Below are 20,788 nucleotides of genomic sequence, written 5' to 3'. Positions count from 1 at the left end.
ACTGCAACCATGCCGCTTCGTTGCTACGCCGAAACTGGGAGCAGCGGAGCGGCATCTCACTTTCAGAACTGGTGGCTCACTCTATGTCTCGCAAGAACATTCCCGGAACCAGCCCCTTCGAACCCATCATCGGATTCTCCCGGGCTGTGCGCATCGGCAGTCACGTCCACGTCTCGGGCACTGGCCCGGTCGGCTGCGATGACGGCGACGTAGCCGCGCAGACCGAGCAATGCCTCAACCTCATCGAGACGGCGCTCAAGCAGGCTGGCAGCTCCGTCGAGCATGTCTATCGCACTCGCATGTACCTCACGCATGCTCAAGACTGGGAGATCGTCGGCCGCGTTCATGGCAAGTTCTTCGGCACCATTCGTCCCGCCGCAACCATGGTCGTCGTTGCTGCGCTGCTCAACCCGTCCTGGCATATTGAGATTGAAGCAGATGCCTGCATTCCCGACTAGCTGACGCTCAACATGCTCTAAAATTCGGCATGCCAGATCAACACATTCGGCCTGTCCTGAAGGCTATTCTCGTGGGCGCAGTCGTCGCGGCGATCCTCGACATACTCGACCCCATCATTTTCTTCGGACTCCGCGGCATTGCACCCATCAAGATCCCGCAGTCCATCGCAAGCGGCGTTCTGGGTCGGGCCGCATACTCTGGCGGGGTCCAAACCGCCCTTCTCGGGCTTGCCCTTCACTTGTTCATCGCATTGGTCTGGGCCACACCGTTTGTCCTTGCATCTCGTTTCCTACCGTTTCTTACGCGGTATGCTGTCCTCTCGGGCCTGCTCTATGGAGCTTTCATCTACGTCGTGATGTACTCTCTCGTGCTTCCCCACACGAACGTATTCCCCAAAAACCACCCAACTGGCCCGGTTCTCCTCAATAGCATCGCCGCGATGGTCTTCCTGGTGGGCCTGCCCATATCTTTAGCCAATCGCCGCTTTGGGCCGCCTCCTCGGGTATTCTCTAACTGACATGTCCAAACTATCCATCCGCGACCTCGACCTGACCGACAAGCGCGTCCTCATTCGCGTCGACTTCAATGTCCCTCTCAAGGACGGCATCATCACCGACGACACTCGCATCCGCGAGACACTTCCTACCATTGAGTACGCATTGCGCCACAAGGCCAAGGTCATCCTGTGCTCGCACCTTGGCCGGCCCAAGGGCAAGCCTGTCGCGGGTATGAGCCTCCGCCCACTCGTCGATCATCTGCGTACGCTCCTCGACCACATCCTCGGTGATGATGAGAATGTCGCCTTCTCACCAGACTGTGTCGGCGAGATCGCAAGCGAGATGGCAGCCAACCTCGAGTCCGGTCAGCCTCTCCTGCTCGAAAACCTGCGCTTCCATCCAGAGGAGGAGGCGAACGACCCGGCCTTCAGCAAAAAGCTCGCATCGCTCTGCGATATCTATGTCAATGACGCATTCGGCAGCGCTCACCGCGCCCACGCCTCCACCGAAGGCATCACCCACTTCGTAAAGCAGTCCGCAGCCGGGCTGCTGATGGAAAAGGAGCTGACCTACCTTGGCAAGGCACTTGCGGAGCCCGATAAGCCCTTCGTCGCCATCATCGGCGGAGCCAAGGTCTCCGACAAGATTCAGGTGATCGACAATCTGCTGGAGAAGGCCGACGCCATTATCATCGGCGGTGGTATGGCCTACACGTTCCTCAACGCGCAGGGGCAGAGCACCGGCAAATCGCTCGTCGAAGCTGACAAGATTGACGTTGCCAAAGCCGCGCTCGAAAAGGCGAAGACCATGGGTGTTCGTTTCCTCCTCCCCGTCGACCACGTCCTTGCCGATAAGTTCGCCCCTGACGCCAAGACTCAGGTCTTCGACGGTGCCGGAGCCTTCCCTGCTGAGCTCATGGCACTCGATATCGGTCCCAAATCCATTGCGCTTTTTGAAGACGAGATCACCGAAGCCCGCACCATCATTTGGAACGGCCCGATGGGCGTCTTCGAGATGCCTGCCTTCGCTCGCGGCACAAACGAGATCGCCGGCGCAGTCGCCCGCAATCATGACGCGACGACCATCGTCGGCGGTGGTGACTCGGTCGCAGCGATCCAGCAGTCCGGCTTCGCAAATCGCATCACCCACATCTCCACCGGCGGCGGCGCCAGCCTCGAGTTCCTCGAAGGCAAAACCCTCCCCGGCGTCGCAGCTCTCACTGATAACCAAAGGTTTCGCTAATTGTGTCGGGAACCCAACCCGACTTTCGACAAACAACGAAAAGATGCGTATCGAACGGGGTTCGGATATTGGTTCAAAGACGTTCCCAAATCACATAAAAACACGAATTATTACAATTAAATTCAGCTTGAGTTAAGTCGAGTGCCCTAAAACGCTTGCAAAATAATATTCTGCACAAATCCACGAACCTGGACCTACTCCGCGCGGTTGCGGTGACCTTTGTCGTTGTCGACCACACCTCGAAATTTTTAGGCCACCCGTTCGTATTGGGGCGAGAGATGAACTGGCTGGGTCGCCTGGGTGTGATGTTCTTTTTCGTACACACCTGCACGGTGCTTATGCTTTCGCTGGAGAGATTGACCACGGAAACCACGAGAGCGCGAGCATGGCTTAGCTTCTACATCCGCCGTATATTTCGGATTTATCCTCTTAGCATTTTCGCCGTCACCGTCGTTGTGCTATTTCATATCCCCTCGGCGTTTATCTCAGGCCGATATCTATTTGGCAATTTTGACCCTTCTCGGAATGAGGTGGTCGGTAGCCTGTTGCTTATTCAGAACGTTTGGCCGCGAGGATCGCGAGAAATAATCGGAGTACTTTGGAGTTTGCCCTTTGAAGTCCAAATGTACGTGTTGCTGCCGATAATATTTCTGTTTCAATCGAGGCTACGCAGACTGTGGCCTCTATTCGCGGTCTGGATAGGCTCGTGGATACCCGCTCATCTATTTATGCCCTTGCATTATGCTCCACATTTCCTGGCGGGTGTTATTGCCTTTGCGCTTGCGAGCCGTCAGCGGTCATCACTCTGGCCGTCCTGGCTCTTCCCGATTACACTCGGTGTTCTGACAATGGCATTCTTTGCCTGGCGGCAGTCGACTGCGGTTGGCGGGATGATCTGTTTCATCTTGGGTTCGTTGCTTCCCCGATTCGCCACGATCAAAAGCCCAACAGTCAACCGTATTACCTACAACATGGCCAAGTATTCCTATGGAGTCTACTTGTCACACCTCTTCTGCTTGTGGGTAGCATTCGACGTAGTGCGCTCGTTCCACGTCGTGACTTTCGGCATCCTTCTCTTGAGCATGCCGGTCCTGCTTTTTCACTGCATCGAGTCCCCGATGATTCAGCTAGGTATTTGGCTTGGATCGGCCATCGCAAGACATCCAATACAGTACGCGTCTACAGAAGCGGTACCACCAGCGGCTCCGTAGCTCACCGCAGGACGTTTCACCTTTGAAGTCGTCCAGGCCCTCTTCCCTTCCCTTGACGGCGTGAAAATGGAATACTGATTTGCACATGCGCAAGCCACTGATCGCAGCCAACTGGAAGATGTACAAGACCCCTAAAGAGTCCCTCGCATTCCTGAGCGAGTTCCTTCCTCTGGTCAAAGACCACACAGCCAGCGAGATCGCAATCTTCCCCACCATGTCGTCGCTCGGCTACGTGATCGAGGCGACCAAAGGCACCTGCGTCACCGCGGGAGCCCAGACGATGCACTGGTTGAACGAGGGTCCCTATACCGGCCAGACGTCGCCCACCATGCTCGAAAGCATCGACTGCACCCGCGTCCTGCTTGGGCACTCCGAGCGCCGCATCTACGCCCATGAGACCGACGACATGGTCAACCTCAAGCTCAAAGCAGCGCTGGATCACGATCTGATCCCCGTGGTCTGTGTTGGCGAAACCCTAGACAAGCGCCAGTCCGGCCTCACTGAGGCCGTTCTCCGCTGGCAGATCGCCTGCGCGCTCAACGGGATCAAAGGAGGCTCCTGTGGCCGGTTGGTGATCGCCTACGAGCCGGTCTGGGCCATCGGTACCGGTAGCGTCGCCACCCCGGAACAGGCGAATGAAGCCCACGCCATCATTCGCCGCGAAGTCGCAGCGCACCTTGGCGAACCTTGCGCCAGCGGAACGCGCATTGTCTATGGCGGTTCGGTCAAAGCCGATAACGTGGCCAGCCTCATGGATCAACCCGATATCGACGGTGCGCTCGTAGGCGGCGCCAGCCTCCAGCCCAAGTCATTCTTCGAGATTATTCATAATGCCACCGCATAGCAGCGGATCGTCGGCCAGCTACCGCACAACCCCGGCCTGGTCCACCGGCCAATACACGAAGGCCGCCTTGCCGTAGATCAGGTCCCGCTCAACGGGCCCGAAGTCCCGGCTGTCGCTCGAAATTGATCGATGATCACCCATTACGAAGTACTCATGCGCCGGAACCAACATCTCCGGCTGAGATCGGTCGTCGGCGAACCGACTCGGCACATAGGCCTCCGCGATCGGTTTCCCGTTGACGAAGACCTGGCCATGATCGATCCGCAGATCGTCGCCCGGCAGAGCGATCACCCGCTTGATATAGCTCTTTTCATGGTCACGCGGATACTGAAACACCACCACATCGCCACGATGAATCTCTCCCATGCGATAGGCCATCTTGTTGATGAAGAGCCGGTCCTGATCCTCCAGCACGGGCAACATGCTGGTTCCCTCCACTCGCACCGGCTGGTACAAAAAGATGATAATGAACGCCGAAACGACGACTGAGATCACCAGGTCACGCATCCACGAATGCATTACGCCGCGATCGTGCCGTGGTGGCTCATTCACCGGCCCATCGTCAGGTTCTAACTTTGCGTCGATCTGCACTCGATCTTCTGACTCCTCTATCATTTAGACGTCCCACTCCCCAGAAAGCCTACTACCGCTCCCTGTATCTCGTTGCTGCCTCAAGTCGGTGGCCGGGCAAACCTATTTGTAAAAGCTGCATCTCATGTATCACAAGCTGCAGTTTGCTTCGCAAAATCTATGAGATCCAAACATTGCGATCCGAACCTCATTTGCGTACCACAGGTTCCGGCACTGCGCCATCTCCATCTTCGATTTCAAGCTGCCTCCGACCCTTTATGATAACCGGTCTGTGGCAAACCTTTCTTGACGCATTCGAGAAGGTTAAGACTAGAATTGCCCCAGCAGAACAGTAGGACACTTATGGCAACCCTTACCATGCTCGAGCAGGCCCCGACACCCAAGAACGTCAACCGTGGCGCAGCAGACTTCAACGATCTCACCACGGAGACCGCCAACGCCGCCTCAGAGGGTCTCGACACCAAGTCCGCCCTCGAGATAGCCCGAATCATCAACCACGAAGACGCGAAGATCGCTGCAGCAGTAAAGAAAGCGCTGCCAGAGATCGCCATCGTCATCGATACAGTAGCTCGTTCCCTCCGCGACGGTGGCCGGCTCATCTATGTCGGTGCAGGCTCCAGCGGCCGCATCGCCTCCCTTGACGCCTCGGAGTGCCCACCAACGTACTCCACTGCTCCCTCGCAAGTCCAGTACATAATGGCTGGGGGTCCCAAGGCTCTCGCCTCTGCCTCCGACGTTAATGAGGACTCCCCCGAGATCGGCCAGCGCGACATCGCCCGCCGCCGCCCAACGCGGAAGGACATCGTCATTGGGGTATCGGCCAGCGGCCGTACGCCGTACGTCGTTGGAGCGGTCGAGTATGCCCGCGCGCGCGGAGCGAAGACCGCTGCCATCACCTGCAATCTGCATACACCCTTAGCCGATGTTGCCGACACTACCGTGATCACAGAGGTCGGGCCCGAGGTTATCTCCGGCTCCACACGCATGAAGTCTGCTTCTGCTCAGAAGATGGTCCTCAACATGATCACCACTGGCGCCATGACCCGTCTCGGCTACGTCTACGACAATCTCATGGTCAACGTGCACATGAAGAATGCGAAGCTCGTCGAGCGCGGCATTCGCGTCTTGATGAAGGTCTGCGACATCGACCGCGACACCGCGATTCGCACCATCAAGTCCGCAGGTAAATCAATTCCTATCGCAGTGGTCATGCTGAAAGCCAACGTCGACAAGATGGAAGCTGTACGCCGCCTTACAAAGTCCGACGGCAACGTTCGCCTTGCCATCGACGACTCGCGCCTGGAGCTCTAGTTCGCCACAAGAGTCCCCATCTCTATCGAACGGCCTGAACCAGGGAATGGTTCAGGCCGTTTCATTTTGTCTGACCGCGGTGCTGACAACGACGGTAGATCCTGCTCCGAAGTGATCCTCCACCCTCTTCCATCAACGCGTTTCAGCTTGAGTCGAGTTGGAACAAACGACTCCACAATCTCGGATGGTACAGGTTCGTCAATGAAGTGCTTTACCAGGCGAACCTCCGCTTCGGATTTTGTCTGCCTCACGATCACAACCTTCTCCATCTTCACCGTCCACAATCCCTTCCTCATGTGAATGGTGGCTTCCCTATCCTTCAACACCGCGTCTTTGCTTACGTCGTACTTCCCCACATATTCGTTCACGGTGTCCGCATAGAAGGCGGCCTGTGCGCTGGCATCGCGCGTGCGCATCGCAGCCGCCCAATTGTCCAACCACACCCTGACATCGGTCACTTGAACTGCCGGATCGACGACTGGGCGCTTCGTGAGTGGCAACGGTAGTTTCGCGTCAGGCACATGACTCGGCTCAGTCGTGGGTAACGAATCCGTCGTGACAGGAGCGGGCTGTTCGATCGTCTGCGCTGAGGGCACTTCAGGGCTAAAACGCGAGCGATATAGAAAAAAGAAGATGCCGGCGGCGATCAATAGCAGCGCAACCAATCCAGTCACCCACTTGGCAGATCGCTTTCTTTGGGGAGCCTCTTCAACTGCCCCCGCTACTAGGAATGGCGGTGTTTCAAATGGCTTTCGGGCATGCTGATCCAACTCGGTTACGTGTTGCAGCCAGACGCTTTGCACCGGATCGATACTCGGCTGTCCTTTGGCTGTCTCGACAGCCTTAGCACTTTCTTCTTGCAGCGCAGTCAGCTGCGCCTCAATACTCTGTGCATGCTTTACGCTTTGTTCCAGCTCGGGATTTGGTTGTAGTTTGATGCTCGATTCCACTTCGGCATCTTGCACAGCTTCAGAGGTGCGGCTATCTTCGGCATTTTGCTTCGAATTAGCAGCCACTTCGGACACAGCAACCGAGGCTTCCATCTCTGAGTTGGATTCGACATCCGAATTCATGACCTCGGGCTCGTTGTCTGGAGCATCAATAAAGGCGGCTTCTTTCGCCGAAATGCCTTCCGTCGAGATCGAAGACGCATCATCCGTGGTAGTCGATAAGGACGAATCAATCGATGCCGTGCCGATAACATCCTGCGCTGTCGGGCTCCCTTCGACGTCAATCTGCGCGTTCATCTGGTGGAATAGATCTTCCAGCCATGCATTTTCTTTTAGATCGAAGTTGCCCTCCGGCTCGACACGCCTTTTCAGATCGACATTCTGTTCCACCTCAGCATTTTGCGCGGTGAGAGCGGCCCATGTAGGTCCGTTGCTTTCCTCCAAACCAATCGGCTCTGCTAATGCGGGCTCGGTGGAGGCGATCATAATCTCCTCCGGCTTATCCGAAGAGACAGTGATATCTGCTGCCTTTTCCGATATATCTGCCACAACAGAGTCCGTGACACCAACTGTTGCCTGTATCGACGTAGTGGTAGGTGCCGTGGCAACGCCGTCAAGCGCCAGCCTCTCTTCAAGATCGCCCTGCGCCTTTAGCTGGCTAAACAACTCGTCCAACCAAACATTTCGCTCTTCGACTTCAACGTTTTGTTCAGCCGGGACATTCCTTTCCGATTCTGCATTTCGTTCGAAATTAATCGCCAACTCCGAGTTATATGCCGAGACTACTTCGACAGCTCCAGCCTCCGAGTGCTCGGGCCGAATCTCCACTTCTTGATTCTGAATAAAAGCAGTGGAGGCGCTCTCGTTCAAAACGTCTGTTGTCACACCAGAATCTGCTTCGATCGAGACTGCAGACACTGACAAAGCAGAACCCACAGGGTGCAGTTCATCGATGCCGATCTGCGCCTTCATCTGGTTGAATAGCTCTTCAATCTTTGAACGTACGACATCACCTTGCGGCTGGTCTCCAAGCAAGGCTGACGCTTGAAAGCTCACCTCTCCGCTGATGATGGTTTTATCGTCGTCGGCATCAACACGGAACACAGTCGTGTCACGGACGTTCTTTGCTCGTGGCGACGGCCCTAGTCCCTGCAGAGTAATCCGATCACCGTAACGCACGACCTTGCTGGAGACCTCTCGCGAACACATCTCCAAGGCACGCAAGACCATCTCACGGTCTGGCGTGGGCACCGTCTCCAGGATTTCAAATCTCATAACACCTCACCCTTAATGGATGGCAAAAACCCCGTCAGGGGAAGCCGACAAAAGATGAGCATGCACGATAAAACGTCTCGGCGCGGCACCTACGTAGTCAAAAGGAAAGCAGGTAATGAGTGCAAGCTCCGGCCGTGCAACGATATCGAGCACCTCGACCCTGTCAGGGCTCACGATTTCGGTGGAGTCAACAACATAATGATAGGTGCCACTCTTATCGACAAGTCGTATCTCCATCTTCGGAGTTACACGACGCAATGGCCTGAAAAACGAATCACGATGACCTGCCAATCCGACTGTTCCAAGACCACCTGGCACTGCCGTTCCGGGAATATGACCGACGCCTAGTCGAAGACTGTTCACGTCGTAGTCCGATGTAATCGGAGCCGACAACGCGAGTGCGGGAATCTCTATCCTTCCAATCACCCCATCTGCCCGGGACGCGTCGTTCTGAGGAGCGACATCGCCAGCTTGCTGAGGTCTACCAATACCTGCAGCGATGTTCTGCGATCCTCTTACCTGAACACCTACTACAAGGCAATAGCCGAGGCTGAGAGCCCCGGCCGCCCAAAGAAGACGTTCGGCATGTGCTAATACCCGCATTCTACTCCCGCAGCGGCTGTCTTTCGCTGACAGGGGATGTGCGGTTCTTCGATGCGATGATGTGCAACGCAGCCGCTGCAATCAGTGAGCAAAGTGCAACCAACCATACCCACGGTAGCCAGCTTGCAGTATGAGGCAGCGCCTTGATTGCCGGCTTCTGGCTGGCGCTGGCCATCTCATAGCGCGCAGCTTTGATAGACGGTGCCCCCCCTGGCCCAACCTGTTCTAACGATAGAACCCAGAGGGTCAGCAACTGCATGTCGTCCTGCGAGAGCGTGCTATCGGTAACCTTCCCCTCGGATGCAGGATCGACAGCTGGCACCATGGCAGGATTCGACTTAGCAATTGCGACCGCGTCATCCTTCGGATAAACAAACTCAACGACCGATGGACTTCCGTTGAAGTACCAGCCCTTAATGTATGGAGTGCCATCCGGTGAGTTGGCCCACTTCAGGGGACCACTGGCCGCTGGCTTTTCTATCTTATTATTAGGAATACCGATAAAGGTTGAATGTTGAGCACCATTCGCCGCATCGACCTTCAGAATGACGCGATCCGACAAACGATTCACAACATGGATGGAGTAGGTACCCGGCTGCAGAGTAGCGCCGGGAATGTGGGACGTGCTGGAAAGTGTGAAATCAGAAGAGGGAGTTGCCGGACTGGCAGCCCATACGACCGCATTGACGAAACAGACAGATATGAAAGAAATAAAGGTTTTTAGTCGCATAGTTCTCCTTTGCAGGATCGACGTGCGTCCGCTATGCAAGGTGTACGCGAAAAGAAACTATTTGGCTTGAGAGAAATACGGGGTAACCCAAGATTTTTGGCAATGGTAATCAGGCCATTTGTAAGTGCTCAAGAGTAATCAAAAGCCTGAATTACCTACGTTCTGCATCAAAACCATACGGATCTAACGCCTTACTTGGTTTGTGGCTTCACCATAATCAACCATTCTCAGCGGACTTTCTCTTCTGCCTTATCCAAGCTATCGTCGCCCGCAAAATCTGCCGAACTCGAAGGCATGCGCTCGGGTCGACCTACAGCCAATACATCACGAAATCAAATTTGCCAAAGCTCGTCTACGAGTTGAATTTGCATATCGGCTGTTGTCCCAAACTGCTCATAAATTTCGACTTACGTCCGCCCTGCTGCACAGTACGACTTGGTTCAATGGCCAGGTCCACAACTTGAACCATCGCCGTTACTCATTTCCACGCCAAATCTCCGTAAACTGGCAGAATGGATAAGTTCGTAGTACGCGGCGGCAACCCCCTTCTCGGCACAATTAAAGTCTCTGGAGCTAAAAACTCCGCCCTCCCATGCATGGCCGCCGCCATCCTGACCGAAGAAGAGGTCATCCTTGAGAACATCCCTCAAGTTCACGACATCGAGACCGAGCGCAGGCTCCTCACCAGCATGGGCGCTGAGGTCGAACTCGGCTATGGCCGCGCCCAGCACCGCACTCATATCAAATGCGCGATCCTCTCCGACCCCGTCGCCAAGTATGAGATCGTCAAAACGATGCGTGCCAGCTCACTCGTCCTTGGCCCGCTCATCGCCCGCACAGGTATTGCCCGCGTCGCCATGCCTGGCGGCTGCGCCATCGGCGGCCGTCCTATCGACCTCCACATCAGCGGCCTCGAAGCGATGGGTGCGACCATTACCCAGGACCACGGCTACCTGGAAGCTCGCGCCGACCGTCTCAAAGGCGCTCACATTGTCTTCGACAAGATTACCGTCACCGGAACCGAAGATCTTCTGATGGCCGCCACCCTGGCCGAAGGTGAATCCCTCTTTGAGAATTGTGCTCGCGAGCCTGAAGTCACCGACCTCGCCGCTCTGCTCGTCGCGATGGGAGCCAAGATCGAAGGCGCCGGGACCGCCACGATTCGTGTACAGGGAGTCGCCAAGCTTCACGGCGCGCGTCACCGCATCAACCCGGACCGAATCGAGGCTGGCACCTTCCTCGTCGCAGGAGCCATCACCGGAGGCGATCTCAACGTCGATTGTTGCGAACCGAAACACCTCGGCGCTCTCATCTCGAAACTCGAACAATGCGGCGTCAAGATCGACGTCGGTGCCGACTACGTCCGAGTCCGCTCCGGCGGCGAACTCAAAGCTGCAGACATAACTACAGAAGAGTATCCCGGCTTCCCCACCGATATGCAGGCCCAGTACATGGCCCTGGCCACTCAAGCCGAAGGCACCAGCTCCGTCACAGAGAATATCTTCGAGAATCGTTTCATGCATGTTCAAGAGCTCATCCGGATGGGCGCGAACATCACCATCTCCGGTCGCACCGCGACAATTCGGGGTAAAACGCCGCTTCAATCTGCCGCCGTCATGTGCTCTGATCTGCGCGCTTCCGCCTCCCTCGTCCTCGCGGCGCTCGTCGCAGATGGCGAAACCATTCTCGACCGCGTCTACCATCTCGATCGCGGTTACGAACATTTTGAGGAGAAGCTTCGCGGCGTCGGAGCTCAGATTCGCCGAATGGGAGATGTCTTCGGTAAAAAGTAACTTTATCTGTTACAAATTCAACAATCCCTTTCGATAGACAAAGGCGTCGAGTCCGGCCTCGCCGTAGAATCGGCGCCTTATCGCGATCCGTTCATATCCCATTCCTTCATAAAACCGGATCGCACTCTCATTCTCCGTAAACACATGCAGTTCCATCCACCGTGCACCAGCAGCCGCGATGCGAAACTCCGCCTGCTCCATTAGTCTTCGAGCGATGCCCCGCCCTCGATGCTGCTCTGCGACATCCAACGTAACGACATATCCTCGCCATTCCTTCGCAACGCGCTTCACATGAGCAATCACAAACCCAACGATCCCATCGCCGCTCTCCTCCGCAATGCGAATGACAGCACCTTGCTCCTCTGCGAACATCTGCATTAATTCACGATCAAAGCGAAACTCCGCTGAAAAGCACTTCTCATCCAACCGAAACATTGCATCAAGGTCAGCCGACCGATAGTCTCGCAAAACGATCTCATCACTCATTCGTCACCTTGCTCAGGATAACCTCGATCGGGTAGAGCAAAAAAAATGCGCCTCGCTGACAGCTACTCAGCGAGGCGCATCTTGCAAGCTTCTTCTTAGAAGACGAACTTACCGCTAAGTTGAAGCTGCCGTGAAGATCCGCCATCGCTCGTCGCGAAGCGGGTCGCGGATATCTGGCCAAACGTCGCTGATTGAGTGTTTCCCGACGGCTGAGCAAAGTTGGGGTGATTGAGAATATCGAACGCATCCACACGGAGCTTGAAGGTTAGTCCCTCAAAGATCTTTGTGTCCTTCTCTCCGGAAAGGTCTACGTCCGCGAATCCAGGACCCGACACAGCATTACGCTGTATATTGCCGATGCCGGTGTACTGAAGTGTGGTGGCGTTGGGGTTGGTTGGGGTTGGCGTAGACACATTAATGCCCTGAATTTGCAGGCTGCACCCATTGGGTACTGCCAGCGTGCGACCAATCGGGCAGACGTTGCTTTGCGGGATAAAAGTGACGTTGGCGATAGCAGTTTGCGATTTGTGCGTCGACACTTTGCCAACAAGATCAGGACGAACAACGCCGGTGACACCATTGAAGCTCGAGCTGCCTGCGGTGATGTTGATCGGATTGCCAGTTTGGTACTGAATGATCGTTGAAAGCTGATAACCCGAGACCAGACGATTGCCCTTGAACGGAAAAGCATAGATCGCTGTTCCAGCGTAGTGATTGCGCACATCAAAGTCAGACAGTCCATAGTTGCCGCGCGGATTATTACTATCCTGCAGATTAAGACCACCCTGCGATCCAAGTGAATTAATGTCCATGGACTTCGCCCACTCGTAGTTCATGTTGACGTAGAGCCCATGGCCCATGTTTTTGCTAAGCACGGCCCACGTAGCGTTGTAGTTCGATACGCCGATGCTGTTTATCTCGGAAATGTTGGAAGCAATTGCCAGACCGGGGAGAATCGGGCTGTTCGACGCGAGGTTCGAGAACATGTGGGGCGACCCAACCGGTCCGCTTGCCTGGTTCTCGTTGGTTGTAATGCGAAGATGACGGCCGACGGAACCATAGTAGCCAAGCGACGCGACGATGCCGGCCGGAAGTTCCTGCTGCACATTGAGGTTGTAGCTCTCGATATAGCCATTCCTCAGGTTAGGGTTGACCGAGCTGATCGCGAAGCCAGAAGCTTTTGCAGAGTTGTAAAGATTTCCGACCGGGATGGCAGGGCCGTTATACGAAACCGCAGAGCTCAACGGAGGATTGGATGCAAGCGCCGTCACCGCATTTGAAACCGGCTGGTCCACTAGGTACGCGTATCCGCCGCGCACTACAGTCTTGCTTGTGCCGAAGACATCATAAGCAAATCCCACGCGAGGTTCGAAGTTATAGTTTTGGTTGTAAGCTGCGTTGGCTCCGAGACCATTGGTTCCAACCTGAGTTAGGGATGGACCAGAAGGATTGAAGAGGATAAAGCGATTCTCGCCTTCAACCGGAGTTCCGTTCCATTCGAAGCGGAGACCATACTCAAGCGTGAGCCGCGAGGTGAACTTGAAGTTGTCCTGCACAAATGCACCTACAGCATCAGCGTATACGCGGCTGGAGGTAGTATTTGGCTGGACGCTAAAAACAGTGGCGCTGTCCTGCTCGAAGTTATTCGGAGTACTCACATACGTGAGCGTTCCAATATTGGCGGCAAAGCTCGCGCTGAGATACCGGCGGAACTCCCCGCCAAACTTGATCGTGTGTCTGCCACGAAGCATCGTCGCCGCATCCGAAAGAACACCGAGCGTATCGTTGCGTCCCTGCGGAAAGCCCGAAGGGCCACCGAACACAAGACCAATATCGGAGAGCGTAATCTGAGGCAATCCGACATTGCCGTTAAGGCCATCGTTGATACCAACGCTCGACGGGTCCAGCAGATTCGCCGGGTTGAACGCGATCGAAATACGGTTAAAGCCCAGCCGAGCCTCGTTCACGAAGTTCGCGTTGAAGATATGCGTCTCATTCAACGTAAACACCTGACGATGCGCGGAGCGATGGTCTCCCCAACCTGGTATGGTGTCGCCCTGCAATGCAGGTTCCGTGCGGACGTCCTTCTGAAATGCGTAGAAGCCATGCAGAGAGTCACTGGTGTTGATCTGATGCAAGACGTCGACGGTGAACTGGTCGATATTGACTGGACCGGGTGTGAACGCGACAAAATTATTGCCGCTATTCGGGAGCGGAATGAGCTTGGCGAGAGCGGCCGCAGCAGGAAACTGAGCAGCGTTGGCAGCGATTTGCGCCTGCTGAGCTGGTGTAAGCACAGTACTGTTCTGAAGGATCCCCTGATGCTGGCGCAGACCTTCATAGCTGGCGAAAAAAAATGTATGTCCCCTCCAAATTGGGCCACCGACTGCACCACCAAAGTTATTGCGTTTGAGCGGCGCCTTTTCGCCCGGAAGGCCAGGAATTGGCAGTCCGGTAGCGGGGCTGAAGTTGCGGTTGAAGTAATTGCGCGCATCGAGAGCTTCGTTGCGGAAGTAGTCGAAGGCCTCGCCGTGAAATCTGTCGGTGCCGGAACGTGTGGCAACGTTCACAATCGAGCCAGAGCTGCGACCGTACTCCGCACTGAAGGTTGAGTTGTTAATCTTGAACTCGGAGGTCGTATCGATCGACGGCTGAAAGGTAATCTGATTTTGGCTGATGTCGTTGAGATTGACGCCGTTGATCTGAAAGTTTACCGAGTCTTCGCGGTTGCCGGCAGTGATAAAGGAGTTGGCCCCGAGGCCGCGGCTGGCGCCGGTCAAGTTACCTGCAGTCGGAGCGACAACACCGCCGGGAGTGAGGACCGTCAGATCGAGAAAGTGGCGCCCGTTCAGCGGAAGCTCCTGCACCGTGTTCTGTCCGATCACCTGCCCGACCGTCATCGTCTGAGTCTCGATCTGCGACGCCGTGCTCTCTACCTGGACCGTCTCACCAGCGGATGTGACTGCCAACGGCATATTGACGGTGACTCGTTGATCGACGTCCACAGTCACTTTCTTCACCGTATACAAGCTGAAGCCTGCTGATCTCGTCTGCACCTCGTAATCACCAGGCTCCAACGAAGGCACAGCGTAGAGGCCAGCACTATCCGTTACGATCACGCGATCAAGCCCGGTCGCCAGAGAATGCACCGTCACCTGTGCCCCGGGAACCACCGCGCCACTCGGATCAGTGACGGTTCCAGACAAGGTGGCCGTGGATTGCGCAAATCCCGCGCCAACACTTATCAAAACCAAAGCAACAAAGCCCAACAAACCGTTCGAGAACTTCCATGAATGCATCACTTCAAGCCTCCTGCGGAAAACACGCGGCCCATCCGAATTTTGTTCGGTGCGCTACGGCTAATGAAATAAGGCTTCTGATCGTTTGCGGTGTGCAAAACACACCCGATGGCCTTAAGTAATGCCGATGGTCTGGTCCTATATGCCCTCTATTTATGCTCTACCGGGGTCGCGACCAGTTCCACGAGTAACATCTCTTGTGTGATATCTAAAGTTTCATGACTTTCTGCAGATGTCAACGCGCTACGTCATTACAAAAGTGTTTTTTTCTAATCAAATCTAGATGTGTTAAACACTTCAGCGCTGACGCTGTATAAATGATTTTTTGTGTTGACGTTTTCCGCAAGCAAGCGAAAAAAACAAGCTTCTCTCGACCCAACAAATATTGAACTTGTCTTTTTCTCGTGACTTCTACTGGCGTCCCGAATTTACTACCTGGCGTCTATCGACTCGCCGAGTTCGTGCGAAAGGTGTACAAATGTTGCCATACAAAGAAGATAGATCCGCCGGAGCATGATGACAGGCATCAGAAAAAACGCGCCCGACGCAGCCAGACCTGTGACGCTCAAGACCCTTGCCGAGTACCTTGATCTGTCTCCCGCAACAATATCCATTGTCCTGAATGACTCACCGGTCGCGAAGTCGATCTCTCCAGCGACCAGAGAACGCGTCCATGCTGCGGCTAAGAAATTTGAGTATCGGCCAAACCTGGCTGCTCGTATGCTGCGCACCCGCATCACCAACACCATCGGGGTTATCGTTCCAGAGCTTAGTGAGGGTTACTTCACCGGAGTCATGCTGGGCGTAGAAGAATATCTTCTTCAAGAGGGCTTCCTCTACTTCACCGTCAGCCATCTCGGCCGCAATGACCTCCGAGATGAGTACCAGGAGCTCCTCATGAGCCGCCGCGTCGACGGCTTTCTCCTGGTCAATACTGAACTGTCACTCAATGTTCCCCTTCCTGTCGTCGGCGTCTCCTCCCATAGCAAGGCCGACGGTGTCTCCAATATGATGCTCGATCACAACTTCGCCGCCAGCAAGGCCCTTCGTCACCTATATGACCTCGGACACCGCAAAATTGCATTCATGAAGGGCCAGCGTTACTCTCTCGACTCCGAGGCTCGTTGGGAGGCCATCGTTCGCATCGCGAAGGAGCTTGGCATCGCGATACAACCTGAACTCTGCATCTATCTGGAAAAGAATCTGTGGTCACCCGAACTCGGCTATCCACCGATGCGCGAACTGCTCTCCCGCACCCACGACTTCACTGCAATGTTCTGCTTCAACGACACCGCAGCGATCGGCGCCATTCGCGCCATTGAAGATGCTGGACTCAACTGCCCCCGCGACATATCGGTCATCGGGTTCGACGACATCATTGTTGCAGAGTACTTTAACCCTCGCCTAACCACAGTCCGTCAGCCTCTGCACAAGATGGGATGGACCGCGGCGCAGCTGCTCATAAAGCGTATTCAGTTCCCGGATGAACCCTATCCGCACGAGGTCTGGTTTGAACCGGAGTTGGTCGTGAGAGAATCGACGGCAAGCATACACAACACCCACCAATCCCGGTCGAAGTGAGACAAATCCTGACAGGAGCACTTTGCAACAACTTCATCCAGGAGTAACGGCCCCCGACGAAGACCGTATCGCACTGTTTCGCATGCTCGGGCCCGTCTTCTTCTACTTTTTCGTGGCTGGCATTGCAACCGTGATGCTGGGTCCTCTGCTGCCAGCACTGATTCAGCACTGGCAGATCCAGGACTCACAGGCCGGAACTCTCTTTACAGCCGACTTTTTGGGCCAGCTCTGCGGAGCCTGGATCGCCGCACGCAACCTTCGAGGTAGTCTCCTCTACGGCTCGGCGCTCTCCGCGTTAGGCTGTGCAACCTTATCGTCGCTGAGCTTTGGCAACGCCCACATTGCCCTCTTCTGCATCGGTGTCGGTCTTGGCACCGGTCTTACTGCTGGCAACATCATTGCAGGAACAACCCTACCCTCTGCACGAGCACGCCTCCTCGCCATATTAAATGTTGCCTGGGGTCTTGGTGCGATCGCATGCCCCCTGCTGCTCCGTATTGCGGGAGCGGGCGACATTCGCCGCTTCTTCTTTGTTCTCGCAATACTCTTTGTTATCGCTTCTCTCTTCTCCACCGCTATCAAGATTTCGAGCTCTTCCAGCGACAGCGCGGAGACCTCGCAATCTACCTCAAGTTCGCAGCTAAAACAGCGAATGCCTCTGCCCCTATTGCCTCTGATGACCTTCGCTGCTGCCATGTTTCTCTACGTCGGCGTCGAAAACTCGCTTGGAGGATGGCTTCCTACCTACGCGGTCCGGACCCACCCATCTCTGCAGGCGTCTTTTATCGCAATCTATTTCTGGGTAGCGGAGTTAGTCGGTCGGCTTCTTGTAGCCGCTCTTATGTTTCTCCTGGGAGAGCCGGCTCTCTATCGACTCTGTCTCGTTCTACTTATTATCATTGAAACTCTGCTCTGCGTTTTGGTGCACATCTCCGCAGGTGGAATCCTCACCCTAACAATCCTCGGCGGCTTTACCTTAGCTCCTGTCTTTCCTCTCCTGGTCTCGTTTATGCTCGCCCGCACCGGCAACCACAAACGACTCGGCCCTCTCTTCGCCAGCGCCTCTGTCGGCGGGGCTGTACTCCCGTGGATCACAGGCGTCTGCTCTACCCAATTTCACAACCTCCGCGCAGGGCTTGTTGTTCCCGCCGCCGGCGCAGTTCTACTCCTTATTCTCTCCGGCGTCATCACTGCCAAACCAATCACATCCCGCGGGTAGATGTGCAAATCGCCGACCCTAAGAGTTAGAAGAGCGGCCTCCCAATCAAGAAGACTTAGTAGACCGCGGAGCAGCTCTCCAACCGACCACACGGAAAAAGAGGCCAGGCTCAGCCTGACCTCCATGGGGATAATAACCTGCAACATTTATTTGGCAGGGGCTACAAAGTGATCGCGGAGTTGAATTACGCCAATAACAACAACGGCAGCCATAGCTGGTCCGAATAGAAGATACATAGTGCCTCCTTCCCAAGAGTGAAATATCCAAACGAAAACTGCAGCCTTACGGCTCACTGCGTGATTTAGGGAATTGCCCTTCATCAAGCAACAAGCTGACAACTGTGCAAAAGCAACTGCGACACCAACCTTCGCTACCCAACCTGTGTCGTTACTAACCTTCGGCGAAGCATTCCGGCCATTCCAATGAGTCCAGACCCAAGAAACAACAGACTCGAAGGCTCTGGGGTAGCCGCAGTTCCGATAAACTCCTGCGGTCCCGAAGAGGTATCGTCAGATGGAATATATAAAGTGAACTGATTGAAGTAGCCAGAACTGATCAACTGTTGGTTGTTGGCGGCCTTCAACGCATTGCTCGCCAGGGTTTGAGCCGTAGAGTCAAACAACGAATTGCCATTCAGATCAGATGGATCGAAGATGCTCCACTCTGCGTACTGAATCTCGCTGATGCTCACGCCAGCTTGCGGGTGTAGGATTTCGGAGTAGAGAATCGCATCTGCGCGATAGTCCTGATCCATCACCGAGGTGCCCGTCGGAATACTCTCCTCTGCGGCACTCCAGCTCTCGCCCGCAGCGATCTCACGGTTGTAGTTGAGGCACATCAGGTCCACCGTCGATGTGCCGGAAGATGTGTTCAGTTGAAAAGAATATGGGTAAATCTCAGCACTACCGCCCGAGGGATTCACCGTTCCGTTATTAAGTGTGAGCGTGTCCGCTTTAACCGCAACCGGACCAGCTACAAGGCAGAAAATTGGAACAAGTAATGCAAACTTAAGTTTCATGAAAACCTTCCCCGAGATCTCTACTGCACCCTCTCTGTTGCAACTTGGGAACCATTCACGAAAGATTAAAAATTCACTGAAATTCCAGAGTTTTCAAATAACCCGCTGAAATCACGTGGCAAACCTCTTGGATTTCGTGTCAAAGGTTTACCCACGAGGAAAAACATTTCCACTATTCACATGCAAACCTTGGCAACAGTGTTCGTTTTTAAGGCAAAAGCTTATTTTTTCGTGAGTTTTCCGATCACTTAGCCAACAATAAGGCAAAAATGACGTAACGGAGCACGGAGGGTCTATAAGTGATTAAGAACCAGGAAGGTGACGATTCCCAATCTCGAACACAGTTCATTCGGGCACCACAAGACGGATGCGGGACTCAACATCTCAATCTCACTGGGTGAATCTAGCGAGAAGGCGACACCATTAAGCAAAAAGGAAAGCCACTCCGTTCCGAAATGGCTTTCCTAAAATAGAACTGGTATCAAAACGGGAACTGTGCAGGTTACACGGCAACAGTAAAGCTGTCTTCGCTGCGGGTCACAGCTCGATACATGGTGTCGCGCTCAAACGGCTCTCGCCCAGCCTCCGTAATCAACCGAACCAGATCCGCCCGCCGCATACCCTGCGGAGTCGTTGCTCCGGCATCGTGGTAAATCTTCTCCTCGATCACCGTGCCATCAATATCGTCCGCGCCAAACCGCAGAGAGATCTGTGCCATCTTCGGCGAAACCATCTGCCAATAGCTCTTTATATGCGGGAAGTTGTCCAGCATCAGCCGCCCCACAGCGATCTGCCGAAGGTCCAGCATTCCCGTTGTCTTTGGAATGTGAGCCAGCGCCGTATTGTCCGGATGGAACGACAGCGGGATAAAAGTCTGAAACCCGCCAGTCTCATCCTGTACTGCACGCAGCTTCAGCAGGTGGTCCACGCGATCTTCTTCGTTCTCCACATGCCCGTACAGCATGGTAGCGTTCGAGCGCAGCCCAATCTGGTGCGCCATGCGGGCTGTATCGAGCCATTCACCGCCGTCAATCTTGTGATCGCAGATAATATGTCGCACCCGATCCGCAAAGATCTCTGCACCACCACCCGGCATCGAATCCACCCCTGCGGCCTTCATGTGAGCAAGCGTCTCCGGAATCGTCATCTTCGCGCGCTTGGCCAGAAACGCTACTTCCACCATGGTGAAAGCCTTCACGTGAACCTTCGGAAACCGAACCTTGAGCCCACGAACCAAATCCATGAAGTACTCAAACGGCAGGTCTGGATGCAGTCCGCCAACAATGTGAAACTCGGTCACGGCCTCCGAATACCCCGAAGCTGCCGTCTCCCAGGCCTCTTCGAGGGCCATCGTGTAGGTACCGGCCTCTCCCTTTTTGCGCCCGAACGCACATAAACGGCAGGACGCCATGCAAACGTTGGTTGGGTTGATATGCCGATTGACGTTGAAGTACGCGATGTCCCCGTGCATGCGCTCCCGCACCAGGTTTGCCAGCCAGCCAACAGCGAGGATATCGCCACTCCGATAGAGCGTCACTCCATCGTCGAAGCTAAGCCTCTCGCCTTGCTGCACCTTCGCCGCAATGGGCAAAAGTGCAGCATCGTCTGTCTGGAACGAGTGTCGAGGGCGTGGAGCGGCTGAATAAGAACTCATACTACGATTCTATTCCTCATTAGCC

The 20,788-nt window shown here is 54.9% G+C and carries 17 protein-coding genes; 9 read left to right on the top strand and 8 right to left on the bottom strand.

The window, feature by feature from the left end:
- Positions 1-83: 83 nt before the first annotated feature.
- The 5 genes from RBB82_RS17980 (at position 84) to tpiA (ending at position 4,253) form a co-directional block, all read left to right on the top strand.
- On the top strand, positions 84-458 hold the full coding sequence (locus RBB82_RS17980) for a RidA family protein (protein ID WP_433972118.1): 375 nt from the start codon (positions 84-86) through the stop codon (positions 456-458).
- 29 nt (positions 459-487) lie between these two features.
- Positions 488-976 carry a hypothetical protein gene (locus tag RBB82_RS17975; protein WP_433972117.1) on the top strand — a complete coding sequence of 163 codons (489 nt, stop codon included), beginning with the start codon at positions 488-490 and terminating at the stop codon, positions 974-976.
- Between the two features lies 1 nt (position 977).
- Positions 978-2,198, top strand: a complete 1,221-nt coding sequence (locus RBB82_RS17970; RefSeq protein WP_433972116.1) for a phosphoglycerate kinase — start codon at positions 978-980, stop codon at positions 2,196-2,198.
- Positions 2,199-2,353: 155 nt separating this feature from the next.
- Positions 2,354-3,409, top strand: a complete 1,056-nt coding sequence (locus RBB82_RS17965; RefSeq protein WP_433972115.1) for an acyltransferase family protein — start codon at positions 2,354-2,356, stop codon at positions 3,407-3,409.
- A gap of 85 nt (positions 3,410-3,494) precedes the next feature.
- Complete coding sequence (gene tpiA, locus RBB82_RS17960) at positions 3,495-4,253, top strand: triose-phosphate isomerase (RefSeq protein WP_433972114.1); 759 nt, start codon at positions 3,495-3,497, stop codon at positions 4,251-4,253.
- A gap of 18 nt (positions 4,254-4,271) precedes the next feature.
- On the opposite strand, the gene lepB is transcribed toward tpiA, so the two are convergent.
- Complete coding sequence (gene lepB, locus RBB82_RS17955) at positions 4,272-4,772, bottom strand: signal peptidase I (RefSeq protein WP_433975406.1); 501 nt, start codon at positions 4,770-4,772, stop codon at positions 4,272-4,274.
- 414 nt (positions 4,773-5,186) lie between these two features.
- On the opposite strand from lepB, the gene murQ reads away from it, so the two are divergent.
- Positions 5,187-6,155: an N-acetylmuramic acid 6-phosphate etherase gene (gene murQ / locus RBB82_RS17950; protein ID WP_433972113.1), complete on the top strand. Its 969-nt coding sequence runs from the start codon at positions 5,187-5,189 to the stop codon at positions 6,153-6,155.
- Here murQ and RBB82_RS17945 read toward each other — a convergent pair.
- The 3 genes from RBB82_RS17945 to RBB82_RS17935 are packed head-to-tail and all read right to left on the bottom strand — an operon-like array spanning position 6,152 to position 9,713.
- On the bottom strand, positions 6,152-8,380 hold the full coding sequence (locus RBB82_RS17945; RefSeq protein WP_433972112.1) for a hypothetical protein: 2,229 nt from the start codon (positions 8,378-8,380) through the stop codon (positions 6,152-6,154). The genes murQ and RBB82_RS17945 overlap by 4 nt on opposite strands.
- A gap of 12 nt (positions 8,381-8,392) precedes the next feature.
- Positions 8,393-8,983, bottom strand: coding sequence for a class D sortase (locus RBB82_RS17940; protein WP_433972111.1), 591 nt, complete (start codon positions 8,981-8,983; stop codon positions 8,393-8,395).
- 1 nt (position 8,984) lies between these two features.
- Complete coding sequence (locus RBB82_RS17935; RefSeq protein WP_433972110.1) at positions 8,985-9,713, bottom strand: hypothetical protein; 729 nt, start codon at positions 9,711-9,713, stop codon at positions 8,985-8,987.
- Between the two features lie 512 nt (positions 9,714-10,225).
- Here RBB82_RS17935 and murA point away from each other — a divergent pair.
- On the top strand, positions 10,226-11,506 hold the full coding sequence (murA, locus tag RBB82_RS17930; RefSeq protein WP_433972109.1) for a UDP-N-acetylglucosamine 1-carboxyvinyltransferase: 1,281 nt from the start codon (positions 10,226-10,228) through the stop codon (positions 11,504-11,506).
- A gap of 9 nt (positions 11,507-11,515) precedes the next feature.
- Here the strand turns inward: murA and RBB82_RS17925 are convergent, their stop codons facing one another.
- Positions 11,516-11,992, bottom strand: coding sequence for a GNAT family N-acetyltransferase (locus RBB82_RS17925; RefSeq protein ID WP_433972108.1), 477 nt, complete (start codon positions 11,990-11,992; stop codon positions 11,516-11,518).
- Between the two features lie 95 nt (positions 11,993-12,087).
- Complete coding sequence (locus RBB82_RS17920) at positions 12,088-15,291, bottom strand: TonB-dependent receptor domain-containing protein (protein WP_433972107.1); 3,204 nt, start codon at positions 15,289-15,291, stop codon at positions 12,088-12,090.
- A gap of 513 nt (positions 15,292-15,804) precedes the next feature.
- Between RBB82_RS17920 and RBB82_RS17915 the strand changes: the two genes are divergently transcribed.
- Positions 15,805-16,872 carry a LacI family DNA-binding transcriptional regulator gene (locus RBB82_RS17915; protein ID WP_433972106.1) on the top strand — a complete coding sequence of 356 codons (1,068 nt, stop codon included), beginning with the start codon at positions 15,805-15,807 and terminating at the stop codon, positions 16,870-16,872.
- 22 nt (positions 16,873-16,894) lie between these two features.
- Positions 16,895-18,091 carry an MFS transporter gene (locus RBB82_RS17910; protein WP_433972105.1) on the top strand — a complete coding sequence of 399 codons (1,197 nt, stop codon included), beginning with the start codon at positions 16,895-16,897 and terminating at the stop codon, positions 18,089-18,091.
- Positions 18,092-18,461: 370 nt separating this feature from the next.
- Here RBB82_RS17910 and RBB82_RS17905 read toward each other — a convergent pair whose 3' ends face one another.
- Both RBB82_RS17905 and mqnE read right to left on the bottom strand, forming a co-directional pair.
- Entirely contained in the window at positions 18,462-19,109 is a 648-nt protein-coding gene (locus tag RBB82_RS17905) for a PEP-CTERM sorting domain-containing protein (RefSeq protein ID WP_433972104.1), read from the bottom strand.
- Between the two features lie 502 nt (positions 19,110-19,611).
- Entirely contained in the window at positions 19,612-20,763 is a 1,152-nt protein-coding gene (mqnE, locus tag RBB82_RS17900; RefSeq protein ID WP_433972103.1) for an aminofutalosine synthase MqnE, read from the bottom strand.
- Positions 20,764-20,788 lie beyond the last annotated feature (25 nt).

Source organism: Tunturiibacter lichenicola (assembly GCF_051013355.1).
GTDB lineage: Bacteria > Acidobacteriota > Terriglobia > Terriglobales > Acidobacteriaceae > Edaphobacter > Edaphobacter lichenicola_F.
Note: the sequence above shows the minus strand (reverse complement) of the source record. Positions and strands in the feature narration are given on the sequence as shown.